The organism is Mycolicibacterium parafortuitum, assembly GCF_010725485.1.
GTDB lineage: Bacteria > Actinomycetota > Actinomycetes > Mycobacteriales > Mycobacteriaceae > Mycobacterium.
In genome coordinates, this window is sequence record NZ_AP022598.1 from 2,789,511 (window position 1) to 2,801,270 (window position 11,760).

Below are 11,760 nucleotides of genomic sequence, written 5' to 3' on the forward strand. Positions count from 1 at the left end.
GCTCAGCGCGTCCTCGGCCGCAGATCGGCGATCTGAGTGCACTCTCGCGGAGTTGTGCACAGGTCGCCGACTTCGTGGCTGCGCGGCACACCGCAGACGCGCCATTGTCGACGCATGCAGGTGCCGTTCATCGGAAGTGAAGCGGTCTCGGCCGGTCTCGTCGGTAAGCATCTGCTGCGCACCAGGTACGTGGCGCTCCACCCGGATGTGTACACCCGTCCGGGTGTCGAGTTGAGCCTGCATCACCGGGCCACCGCTGCGTGGCTGTGGTCGCACCGCGGCGGCATCCTTGCCGGGCTCACCGCGGCGGCACTGCACGGGGCGCGATACGTCGACGATTCGCAGCCGATCGAACTCATCTGGTCGAACGCCCGGTCGCCGCAGGGCATCCGGACGCACAAGCAGGACCTGCACCCCGACGAGATCACCCGCCGTCGCGGGCTGCCGGTGACCTCCCTGCATCGGACCGTCTTCGACCTGGGTCGCCGGGGGCCGCTCGACGTCGCGGTCGCCCGGCTCGACGCGCTGGGCAACGCGGCGGCTTTCGACGTTGCCGAAATGCTGCGGTGGGCGCACGCCAGACATGCCGGGAAGCGCGGGATGCGACAACTGGTCGACGCGCTGGCCCTCCACGATCCGGGGGCGCAATCCCCGCGCGAGACCTGGCTGCGTCTGCTGCTGATCCGCGCCGGGTTCCCGCGCCCGTTCACCCAGATCCCGGTGGTCAGTGCCGACGGAGGGCGGCGCTACTACCTCGACATGGGGTGGGAGGACCTGAAGTTGGCTGTCGAATACGACGGCGACCAGCATCGCGTCGACCCGATGCAGTTCGCGCACGACATCCGGCGCGCCGAGGACCTCGACGAGATCGAATGGGTGCGCGTGCGGGTGGTCAAAGCCAACCATCCGGAGGATGTCCTGCGTCGTGTCTCGCGCGCTTACGACGCGAGAGTGCGCGCAGCGCGGGCCCGAGCTAGACCGCCCGCGGCGTGACCCGGCTCGCGGCTTCGGCGGCGTTGCGGCGGGCGGTGTCGACGTCGTCGGCGTGGGCGAGTGCCACGCCCATGCGGCGCCTGACGAAGCTCTCCGGCTTGCCGAACAGCCGGATATCGGTGTGCGGCACCAGCAGTGCCTTGTCCACGCCGTCGAACACCACGCCCTCGGCGTCGACGCCGCCGTAGATCACCGCGGACGCGCCGGGGGACTTCAGCGTGGTGTCCACCGGCAGCCCGAGGATGGCGCGGGCGTGCAGCTCGAACTCGTTCTGCCACTGCGTGACCATCGTGACCATGCCGGTGTCATGCGGGCGCGGGCTGACCTCGCTGAACCACACGTCGTCGCCCTTGACGAACAGTTCGACGCCGAAGATGCCCTGTCCGCCGAGGTTCTCGGTCACCGCCCGCGCGATCTCCCGCGCGCGTTCGAGCGCGGTCGGCGGCATCGGATGCGGCTGCCAGCTCTCGACGTAGTCGCCGCTGACCTGACGGTGCCCTATCGGTTCGCAGAACTGCGTCTCGACCTCACCCGAGGCGCCGCGAGCGCGCACCGTCAGCAGCGTGATCTCGTAGTCGAAGTCGACGAAGCCTTCGACGATGATCCGGGTGTTGGAGACCCGGCTGCCCGACATCGCGTACTCCCAGGCCGGCGCCACGTCGTCGGGACCGTCGATCTTGGACTGCCCCTTGCCGGAACTGCTCATCACCGGTTTGACCACGCACGGATATCCGATGCCGACGATCTCGATGGCCGCCTCCAGCTCGGCCAGCGAGTCGCAGAACCGGTACGGGCTGGTCGGCAGGCCGAGGGTTTCGGCGGCGAGGCGCCGGATGCCCTCGCGGTCCATGGTCAGCCGCGCCGCCCGAGCGGTCGGGATCACAGTCGTCACGCCCTCGGCCTCGAGTGCCTCCAAGGCCGGTGTCGCGATCGCCTCGATCTCGGGCACCACCAGGTCGGGCCGCTCGGCCTCGATCAGCGCGCGCAGCTGATCGGGGTCCGACATCGTGATGGTCCGCGAGTGGTGCGCGACCTGCTGGCCGGGTGCGTTGTCGTAGCGGTCGACGGCGATGGTCTCGACGCCGAGGCGCTGCAGCGCGATCAGCACTTCGCGGCCCAGCTCACCCGAGCCGAGCAGCATGACTTTCGTGGCGCGCGGTGACAGCGGCGTTCCGATGGTGGTCATCGGAACGGAATTCTAGGACCGGGCGGCTCAGGAGAGTCGCTCGACCACCATGGCCATGCCCTGACCGCCGCCGACGCACATCGTCTCGATGCCGAACGTCTTGTCGTAGGTGGCGAGGTTGTTGAGCAGCGTCGCGGTGATGCGGGCGCCGGTCATGCCGAACGGGTGGCCCAGCGCGATGGCACCGCCGGAGACGTTCAGCTTGTCCTCGTCCATGCCGAGCTCGCGCGCCGAGCCGAGCACCTGCACCGCGAACGCCTCGTTGATCTCGTACAGGTCGATGTCGGAGATGCTCATCTTCGCGTTGGCCAGCGCCTTCTTGACGGCCTCGATCGGGCCGAGGCCCATGATCTCCGGGGACAGCCCCGACACCCCCGTCGACACGATGCGCGCGAGCGGGGTCAGGCCCAGTTCCTTGGCCTTGGTGTCGCTCATGATCACGACCGCGGCGGCGCCGTCGTTGAGCGGGCACGCGTTGCCCGCGGTGATCGTCCCGTTGGGCCGGAACACCGGCTTGAGCTGGCTGATCTTGTCGTAGCTGGTGCCGGCGCGCGGACCGTCGTCCTTGGACACGACGGTGCCGTCGGGCAGCGTCACAGGCACGATCTCGCGCTCGAAGAACCCGCTGTTGATGGCCTCCTCGGCCCGGTTCTGCGAGCGCACACCCCAGTGGTCCTGGTCCTCGCGGCTGATGCCGGTGAAGGTGGCGACGTTCTCGGCGGTCTGCCCCATGGCGATGTAGACATCGGGCAGCAGGCCGTCCTCGCGGGGATCGTGCCAGGTGCTTTCCTCTTCGGCCTGCTTGGCCGTGCGCTCCTGCGCCTCGGCGAAGATCGGGTTCTTCGAGTCCGGCGCGCCGTCAGCGGCACCCTTGCCGAACCGCGACACGGTCTCGACCCCGGCGGAGATGAACGCGTGGCCCTCGCCGGCCTTGATCGCGTGGAACGCCATCCGGGTGGTCTGCAGCGACGACGAGCAGTACCGGTTCACCGTGGTGCCGGGCAGGAAGTCGTAGCCGAGTTCGACGGCGACGGCGCGGGCGATGTTGTAGCCGGCCTCACCGGCCGGCTGCGCACAACCCATCATCAGATCGTCGATGTCGCGCGGGTCCAGCGAGGGCACCTTGTCCAACGCCGCGCGCACCATCTGGGCGGCGAGGTCGTCGGGGCGCATGGAGACCAGGGAGCCCTTGTTGGCCCGGCCGATCGGCGAGCGTGCGGTGGCGACGATGACGGCTTCGGGCATGAAACGGGCTCCTCACGGTTCGAAACAAGTAGAACGTGTTCCCGCAAACCTAACTCGCGGCGACGACGATCGGCGCGGGCACCCCGGTGGAACGCCGCCACAACCGGCTCAGACCGCCCAGCCGCGAAAACAGCGAACCGTCGTCGCCGGTCCTCGATTCCAGTGCCGCCTCGGCGGGCACGCCGGTCACGAACTCGCCCAACGCATTGCACAGCGCCGGCAGCAACTGCTTGGCGGCGAGTTCGTACCCGGCCGCCGACGGATGGAACATGTCCGGCGAGAACAGCAGCTCGGGCGTCTTGTAGAAGTCCGGTGCCAGAAGGTCCGAGAACGGGACGGGCACGCCGCCGGCGGCGCGCACCGCCGCGGCCTGGGCCCTCGCGAGCCGCAGTCCCCGGTTGCGGGTGACCCAGCGCAGCGGTTGCGGGATCGCGGTGATCACCCCGAAGTCCGGGCAGGTGCCGACCACGACGACGGCGTCGCTGCCGCGCAGCCGCCGAACCGCCTGGCCGAGCCGGCGCGCCGACGGCCCGATGCCGTTGGGTTTGGTGATGTCGTTGGCGCCGATCATGATCACCGCGGCGTCCGGCGGTGGCCCCGCGACGTACATCGCGTCGATCTGTCCGGACAGTCCTTTCGACGTCGCGCCGACGATGGCCTTGGTGCTCAACCGGATTCGCCGGCCCGACTCGTCGGCGAGTCCGCGGGCCAGCAGGACTCCGGGCACCTCGTCGGCGTCGGTACAGCCGTATCCGGTGGCTGTCGAGTCCCCGAAGATCATCAGGTGCAGGTCGAACGGCACCCCGCGGTGCCAGCGTTCGACCGGTCCGCCGCCGGGGGAGTAGACGCCGTCGGCGCGCGGCGGGACGTCCCACGCCTTCGGGATGGTGCGGCGCGCCTGGTCGGCCTGACCGGTGAGCAGATTGCGCGCCCCGACGTACACCGTGCCCGTGGAGGCAACGGTGGCTGCGGCCGCGAGTGCGACCGTGGACCGGCGGCGCGGTATCCCCACACGGGCGAGTTTAGTGGCGGTTCGCTCCGGTGAGCGGGGCGCACCGCAAATCCACGATCACAGTGCGGTATCAACTCCGGTATCAAAAACGTTTAATGAATTGTGATAGTGGTTACACGTGGCAAGCTAAGTTACGAGGTTGTCTGAATAACTCGGCTTATCCCGGCTCTACATCGGCGTAGGAAGTGGTGGCGATGACGGCACCTAGCAAGGTTCCAGTGACTCCTCATGCTGCGATCAGCGCAGCTAGGACGCGTAAGAACCGTCGGTTCCCGGTATCGGACGGGGCTCCGGTCGAGGTGGTCGAAGACGGCCCCAGCGTCGCCGGACGCCTCCTGAACCTGGCCGCGATGGCGACCATCAAACCCTTCCTGAGCGTTGGCAGCTATGCGCCGAAGCTTCCCTGGCCGTGGGGTGTGCTCGACTTCGCCGCCCGGGTGCTCAAGCCCGCGCCGGGCACGGTACGAGCCACCATCAAGCTTCCGCACTGCACCGCGCAGCTCGTGCGCGCCGCGGGCGTGCTGCCCGCTGACGGCAACCGCAGCGTGATCCTCTACCTGCACGGCGGGGCGTTCCTGACGTGCGGTGTCAACACCCACGGCCGCCTGGTCACGGCGCTGTCGAAGTTCGCCGATGCGCCGGCACTGGTGGTCAACTACCGGATGATCCCGAAGCACTCGGTCGGCACCGCCCTCGACGACTGCTACGACGCGTACAAGTGGCTGCGTGAGACGGGTTACGAACCGGAGCAGATCGTGCTCGCGGGCGACTCCGCGGGCGGCTACCTCGCGCTCGCGCTCGCCGAACGCCTGCAGGCCGAGGGCGCCAACGGTTTCGTCGGGGAGACCCCGGCCGCGATCGTGACGATGTCGCCGCTGTTCGAGATCGACAACGAGGCCCGCGCCGAGCACCCCAACGCCCGCACCGATGCGATGTTCCCGCCGAAGGCGTTCCACGCCCTGGTCGAACTGATCGAGGATGCCGCATCCCGCCGCGTCGTCGACGGCGTCGCCGAGCAGGTCTACGAACCGCTCGACCACATCGAGCCCGGCCTGCCGCGCACGCTGATCCATGTGTCGGGCTCCGAGGTGCTCCTCAGCGACGCACGCAAGGCCGCGCGCCTGCTGGCCGAGTCGGGTGTGCCTGTCGAGGTGCGCATCTGGCCCGGTCAGATGCACGTCTTCCAGCTCGGTTCGCCCGCGGTCCCGGAAGCGACGCGCTCTATCAAACAGATCGGCGACTACATCCGAGAGGTCACCTGGTAGTCGATCCGCGGGCCTGACACCATGGACACATGCGGATCGCCAGGCACGTCAGTGAGCTCATCGGCAACACCCCACTGGTTCAGCTGAACTCGGTGGTCCCGCCGGGCGCCGGCCTGGTCGCCGCCAAGATCGAATACCTCAACCCGGGCGGCAGCTCCAAGGACCGCATCGCGATCAAGATGATCGACGCGGCCGAAGCCAGCGGCGCGCTCAAGCCGGGTGGAACCATCGTCGAGCCGACGTCGGGCAACACCGGTGTCGGCCTCGCGATCGTCGCGCAGCAGCGCGGTTACAAGTGCATCTTCGTCTGCCCCGACAAGGTCAGCGAGGACAAGCAGAACGTTCTGCGCGCCTATGGCGCCGAGGTCGTGGTGTGCCCGACGGCGGTCGCCCCGGACGACCCGGCCAGCTACTACAGCGTCTCGAACCGGCTGGTCGAGGAGATCGACGGCGCGTGGAAGCCCGATCAGTACTCCAACCCGATGGGCCCGGAGAGCCACTACGAGACCACCGGACCCGAGATCTGGGCCGACACCGACGGCAAGATCACCCACTTCGTCGCCGGGGTCGGCACCGGCGGCACGATCACCGGCGCCGGCCGCTACCTCAAGGAGGTGTCCGGCGGGAAGGTCAAGGTCGTCGGCGTCGACCCGGAGGGATCGGTCTACTCCGGCGGCACCGGGCGCCCGTACCTGGTCGAGGGGGTCGGCGAGGACTTCTGGCCGTCGGCCTATGACCCGACGGTGCCCGACGAGATCATCGCGGTGTCCGATGCCGACTCGTTCGACATGACGCGCCGCCTCGCCCGCGAGGAGGCGCTGCTGGTCGGCGGATCGTGCGGGATGGCCGTGGTGGGCGCCGTACGGGTCGCCGAACGCGAGGGCCCCGACGCCGTCGTCGTGGTGCTGCTGCCCGACGGCGGGCGCGGCTACCTGTCGAAGATCTTCAACGACGGCTGGATGTCGTCCTACGGCTTCCTGCGGACCAGGCTGGACGGCTCGGTCGCGGAGTCCACCGTCGGCGACGTGCTGCGCGCGAAGTCCGGGGCGCTACCCGCGCTGGTGCACACCCACCCGTCCGAGACGGTCCGCGACGCCATCGGGATCCTGCGCGAGTACGGCGTGTCGCAGATGCCGGTCGTCGGGGCCGAGCCGCCGGTGATGGCCGGTGAGGTCGCCGGCAGTGTGTCCGAGCGCGATCTGGTCTCCGCGGTGTTCGAGGGCCGCGCCAAGCTCAACGATGCCGTCGCCAAGCACATGAGCCCGCCGCTGCCGCTCATCGGCGCAGGCGAACCTGTCAGCGCGGCCGCGAAGATGCTCCGTGAATGCGACGCGGTGATGGTCGTCGAAGAGGGCAAGCCGGCCGGTGTGCTGACTCGCCACGACCTGCTCGGGTACCTGTCCGACGAGTCGCCGCGCCGCTGACACGGCGCCCGGCATCCGCGGCGAAGCCGCTGCTCCGGGCTCTGCCTCCGGTAGGGTGCACGCTTGTTACCGGCTCGGAGAGCGAACTCTAGGGAGATGTCGATGACCGAGAACCCACCGCCCGGCGGTTACCCGCCCCCGCCACCCGAGGGCTACCCGCCGCCGCCCCCACCCGGTGGTGGTTTCCCGCCTCCCGGCGCGGGTGGGGCGTATCCGCCCCCTCCGCCCGGTGGCTATCCACCTCCGCCGCCCCCCGGGGGCGGCTATCCGCCGCCGCCTCCTCCCGGATACCCGGCTCCGCCGCCCGGCTACGGCGGCTATCCCCCGCCGGGACAGGGCTTTCCGCCGCAGCCGACCCGTCCGTCGGTGGACGTCGGTGCCGGCTTCGGCTGGGCGTTCAACAAGTTCAGCAAGAACGCCGGACCGCTGATCATCCCGACGATCGTCTACGCGTTGATCATCGGTGTGCTCGGCGCCATCATCTTCGGCCTGACCAGCATGTTCCCGGCCGACTACACGTCGTACTCGGGAGAAGACGGCGCCGGGATGTCGCTGGACCTCGGCCCCGCCGCCACGATCATCCTGTTCCTCGGTCTGATCGTGATGTTCGTTGTGGCAGGGGCGATTTCGGCGGCGTACCTGGCCGGCGTGCTCGACATCGCCAACGGCCAGAAGGTCGAGTTCGGGTCGTTCTTCAGGCCCCGCAACATCGGCGCGGTCGTCGTCGCGTCGCTGATCGTCGGTGTGGCAACCTCGATCGGATCGCTGCTGTGTGTGATCCCGGGCCTGATCGTGTCGATCTTCGCGCTGTTCACCACGGTGTTCATCGTGGACCGCAACCTGTCGGCGATCGACGGCATCAAGGCCAGCATCGCGGTCACCAAGGCGAACTTCCTGCAGGTGTTCCTGACCTGGCTGATCTTCAACGTGCTGATCTCGGTCGGTTCGTTCCTGTGCTACATCGGCCTGATCGTGACGGTGCCGCTGGCGGTGCTGTACCTCGTCTACGCCTACCGGTCGCTGACCGGCGGACCCCTGGCTCCCCCCACCCCGTAAGCCCCCTGCCACCTCGAAGAGACGCCTACGCGTCCTGGCTGCGGCGGGCCGCGGCGGCGGTGCTGGACGCGCTGCCGTTGCTCGTCGCGTGGGGGATGTGGGAGGGCGCGGCCATCCGCTCTGCGGTGACCGACTGCGTCACCTACGCGCACGGCGGGGTGTCCTGTACCGCGGTCAACGCACCGCAGAGCGGGGCGCTGGCCGCGCTGACGTTCGCGTTCAGCGTCGGCTATCTGGGATGGAACTTCGGCTACCGGCAGGGCCGCACGGGTGCGAGCCTCGGCAAGTCGGTGACGCGGATCCGGGTGGTCGCCGAGAACACCTGGCGGCCAATCGGATCCGGTGCCTCGCTGCTGCGTCACCTGGTCCATGTGGTCGATGCGGCGATCTGCGGGATCGGCTTCCTGTTCCCGCTGTGGGACGCCAAGCGCCAGACGCTGGCCGACAAGCTGATGGGCACCGTCTGTGTGCCCGTCGACCGGCGCGGGCGGGCTCCCGGCTAGCCTGGCGGCATGGGTGAGCAGACGAGCGCGGTCGACCATTACCGGGCCTACGGGCCGGCCACCAAGGCCATTCACGCCGGCTACCGGCCCGACCCGGCGACCGGGGTGGTCAACCCGCCGATCTATGCGAGTTCGACCTTCGCCCAGGACGGCGTCGGCGGGCTGCGCGGCGGCTTCGAATACGCCCGCACAGGCAACCCGACGCGGTCGGTGCTCGAGGGTGCGCTCGCGGCGATGGAAGGTGCGTCCTACGGCCGGGCCTTCAGCTCCGGCATGGCGGCCACCGACTGCGTGCTGCGCGCGGTGCTGCGCCCCGGCGACCACCTGGTGATCCCCGACGACGCCTACGGTGGCACGTTCCGGCTCATCGACAAGGTGTTCAGCCTGTGGGGAATCAGCTACACCGCGGTGGCGCTGTCGGACCTCGACCACGTGCGCGCCGCCGTCAGTGACCGCACCAAGCTGATCTGGATCGAGACGCCCACCAACCCGCTGCTGTCGATCGCCGACATCGCCGCGATCGCCGAGATCGGTGCGGCGAAGAACGCGAAAGTGTTGGTGGACAACACGTTCGCCTCACCGGCGCTGCAGCAGCCGCTGTCGCTCGGCGCGGACATCGTGCTGCACTCGACCACCAAGTACATCGGCGGGCACTCCGACGTCGTCGGGGGAGCGCTGCTGACCAACGACGAGGCGCTCGACGAGAAGTTCGCGTTCCTGCAGAACGGCGCGGGTGCGGTACCGGGGCCCTTCGACGCGTACCTGACCATCCGTGGCCTCAAGACGCTGCCGCTGCGGATGCAGCGGCACAGCGAGAACGCCACGGCGATCGCCGAGTTTTTGGACGGACACCCCGCCGTCGACACGGTGCTCTACCCGGGGCTGCCGTCGCACCCGAACCACGACGTGGCGGCCCGGCAGATGAGCGGGTTCGGCGGGATGGTCTCGGTGCGGTTGCGCGGCGGGCCGCAGGCCGCGCGCGACTTCTGTGCGCGCACCGAGATCTTCATCCTCGCCGAGTCCCTGGGTGGGGTGGAATCGCTGATCGAGTACCCGGGGGCGATGACGCACGCCTCGACCGCGGGTTCCCAGCTGGAGGTCCCCGACGACCTGGTGCGGCTGTCCGTCGGCATCGAGGACGTCGCGGATCTGCTCGGCGACGTCGAACAAGCGCTCGCCTAGGTGTTCTGAGCTGAGTCAGATCAGCTGCGCGAGCCCCTGCCGGACCGCTTCCGCTGTGACCGCCATGTTCACCTCGGCCAGCCCCGTCGGTGACTCGTCGAGCCACCTGCCCGCCGCGATCTCACCCGCGCGGGCGTGCACCCAGCGCCAGCCGCGGTCGTTGAGGCTGAGCAACGCGCCCAGCCCGTCCACCGCATGCAGCAGCGTGATGATCGCCGCTGTGGGCGCTGCGGGCGGGGTGCGGTCGAACAACGCGGCCATCACCGCCGTGCGGGCCGGTCCGACGCGATCGCGACTGGTCAGCGGGTACGCATAAGCCTTGCCGAACAGCCCGGACGACTGTACGGTGCGGCGGATCTGGCCGGTCCGCTCCAGGTGGGCGATCAGCCGTTTCTGGATGTCGGTGGACAGCTTCTTGATCGCCGTGCGCGGACTCAACGGCCGGCTCTGCAGCAACGCCAGGGCCGGCGCGTCGAGCGGGTCGACCGGTCCGGGCGCGGCCAGCACCAGGAGCCGCCCCGCAGGGACGGCTTCGTCGCTGGGGCCCGCAGGCCGGACCCGGCATTGGAGGGCGAGATCCAGCAGCGACGCGGCGGCAAGCGCATGCTCACGGCGCGGAGAATCGAGTCCCGGTTGCGCGGTCGCGTTGTCCAGCAGCAGCAGGAACAAGTCCTCTGCGATCCGGGCCATGGAGGGCTCGGTCAGCCGTGCCAGGGCTCCGCGCTGACGAGGGTGACCTTGACGGTGTTGCCGCTGGGCACGGTGTAGGTGCGGGATTCGCCGACCTTCGCGTCGATCAGCGCGCCGCCCAGCGGTGAGTTCGGCGAGTAGACCTCGAGTTTGCCGTCGCTGACGCCCTGCTCGCGGGTGCCGATCAGGAACGTCTCGGTGTCGTTCTCGTCGTCGTCGTAGTAGACCTTGACCACGGAGCCGGGCAGCGCGACGCCGGACTGCTTGGGCGCCTCGCCGACCTTGGCGTTGTTCAGCAGCTCCTGCAGCTGGCGGATGCGCGCCTCTTCCTGCCCCTGCTGCTCGCGGGCGGCGTGGTAGCCGCCGTTCTCCCGCAGATCGCCCTCTTCGCGGCGGTCGTTGATCTCGGCGGCGATGACGGGGCGATTGGCGATCAGCTGATCGAGCTCGGCCTTCAACCGGTCGTAGGACTCCTCGGTGAGCCAGGTGACCTGGGTGTCAGTCATATCGCGCTCCTGTCTTGGTTGGTTGGCGCTGTGTCGCTATGTCGAAGGTGTCGCTGTGTTGAAGATGTCGCTATGTGAAGGTTTAGCCACGGGCGGGGCTGTCGAACGTGTACTGCCGCAGTCGAGCTTCGGTTCTGAGCTCCAAAATGCAGCAATACACGGCCCCAGCAGGAACCGTGTATCCGCCAACCATACCACCGGCGCGATGCCCGAAATCCGGAATTTCGCGGGCCGATCTCCGGCGGTCAACCGCCGATCAGGGGTTGACCAGGTACCACGGCACGTCGATGCCGCACCCGTAGATATCGCCCATGACCGCGGGTCTGCTGGACTTGACCGTCGCCGTGACCTGCACCGTCTTCTCGGTCGACGGCCCGACGAGCACCTCGCGGCGTCCCGTCTCGTCGCCGTCCTTGCTGCGGGCGCGCACGATGCACACCACCGGCCGCGCCGGGTCGTCGCGGGTCACGCTGATCGTCACGTCGACGGTGTGCGGGTCCACCAGCCGGTATCCGGCCATCTCGCCTTTGACGTCACCGGTGCCGAAGCGGCTGAACGCGACCGTGGCGATCACGATGCCGGCGACGATGACCAGCGCGAAGAGGCCGACGACGACCCATCGGCGGGTGCGCCGCGGCAGCTGTTTTTCGCCATAGCGGGTGGTGGGACGCTCGATCATCTCGTTTTGCATGCCCGTC

At 69.1% G+C, this 11,760-nt stretch carries 12 protein-coding genes; 6 read left to right on the forward strand and 6 right to left on the reverse strand.

Annotation, left to right across the window (positions count from 1 at the left end; translation table 11 throughout):
- Positions 1 to 114: 114 nt before the first annotated feature.
- Positions 115 to 993, forward strand: coding sequence for a hypothetical protein (locus NTM_RS13435; protein WP_163766578.1), 879 nt, complete (start codon positions 115 to 117; stop codon positions 991 to 993).
- Here the strand turns inward: NTM_RS13435 and purT are convergent.
- Genes purT through NTM_RS13450 form a run of 3 tightly spaced genes read right to left on the reverse strand, consistent with a single transcriptional unit; the run spans position 974 to position 4,436 of the window.
- A complete protein-coding gene (gene purT / locus NTM_RS13440) occupies positions 974 to 2,179 on the reverse strand; it encodes a formate-dependent phosphoribosylglycinamide formyltransferase (protein ID WP_104864037.1) in 1,206 nt (401 codons plus the stop codon). The two genes, NTM_RS13435 and purT, sit on opposite strands and share 20 nt — an antisense overlap.
- 27 nt (positions 2,180 to 2,206) lie before the next feature.
- Positions 2,207 to 3,424, reverse strand: coding sequence for an acetyl-CoA C-acetyltransferase (locus NTM_RS13445; protein WP_104864036.1), 1,218 nt, complete (start codon positions 3,422 to 3,424; stop codon positions 2,207 to 2,209).
- 49 nt (positions 3,425 to 3,473) lie between these two features.
- Positions 3,474 to 4,436 carry an SGNH/GDSL hydrolase family protein gene (locus NTM_RS13450; RefSeq protein WP_104864035.1) on the reverse strand — a complete coding sequence of 321 codons (963 nt, stop codon included), beginning with the start codon at positions 4,434 to 4,436 and terminating at the stop codon, positions 3,474 to 3,476.
- Positions 4,437 to 4,630: 194 nt separating this feature from the next.
- Here NTM_RS13450 and NTM_RS13455 point away from each other — a divergent pair, with 194 nt between their 5' ends.
- From NTM_RS13455 to NTM_RS13475, 5 genes are all read left to right on the forward strand, one after another.
- Positions 4,631 to 5,701, forward strand: coding sequence for an alpha/beta hydrolase (locus tag NTM_RS13455; protein WP_163766579.1), 1,071 nt, complete (start codon positions 4,631 to 4,633; stop codon positions 5,699 to 5,701).
- A 29-nt stretch (positions 5,702 to 5,730) separates the two neighbouring features.
- On the forward strand, positions 5,731 to 7,125 hold the full coding sequence (locus tag NTM_RS13460; RefSeq protein ID WP_104864034.1) for a cystathionine beta-synthase: 1,395 nt from the start codon (positions 5,731 to 5,733) through the stop codon (positions 7,123 to 7,125).
- A 102-nt stretch (positions 7,126 to 7,227) separates the two neighbouring features.
- Positions 7,228 to 8,181, forward strand: coding sequence for a DUF2189 domain-containing protein (locus NTM_RS13465; RefSeq protein ID WP_163766580.1), 954 nt, complete (start codon positions 7,228 to 7,230; stop codon positions 8,179 to 8,181).
- A gap of 38 nt (positions 8,182 to 8,219) precedes the next feature.
- A complete protein-coding gene (locus NTM_RS13470; RefSeq protein ID WP_272955246.1) occupies positions 8,220 to 8,684 on the forward strand; it encodes an RDD family protein in 465 nt (154 codons plus the stop codon).
- 9 nt (positions 8,685 to 8,693) lie between these two features.
- Positions 8,694 to 9,866, forward strand: a complete 1,173-nt coding sequence (locus NTM_RS13475; protein WP_104864032.1) for a cystathionine gamma-synthase — start codon at positions 8,694 to 8,696, stop codon at positions 9,864 to 9,866.
- Positions 9,867 to 9,881: 15 nt separating this feature from the next.
- Here the strand turns inward: NTM_RS13475 and NTM_RS13480 are convergent, their stop codons facing one another.
- From NTM_RS13480 to NTM_RS13490, 3 genes are all read right to left on the reverse strand, one after another.
- On the reverse strand, positions 9,882 to 10,556 hold the full coding sequence (locus tag NTM_RS13480) for a GOLPH3/VPS74 family protein (RefSeq protein WP_163766581.1): 675 nt from the start codon (positions 10,554 to 10,556) through the stop codon (positions 9,882 to 9,884).
- 11 nt (positions 10,557 to 10,567) lie between these two features.
- The gene (gene greA / locus NTM_RS13485) at positions 10,568 to 11,062 is read right to left on the reverse strand and encodes a transcription elongation factor GreA (RefSeq protein WP_104864030.1); all 495 of its coding nucleotides are present in this window, start codon (positions 11,060 to 11,062) and stop codon (positions 10,568 to 10,570) included.
- Positions 11,063 to 11,318: 256 nt separating this feature from the next.
- The gene (locus NTM_RS13490) at positions 11,319 to 11,741 is read right to left on the reverse strand and encodes a DUF4307 domain-containing protein (RefSeq protein WP_179963933.1); all 423 of its coding nucleotides are present in this window, start codon (positions 11,739 to 11,741) and stop codon (positions 11,319 to 11,321) included.
- Positions 11,742 to 11,760: the final 19 nt, after the last annotated feature.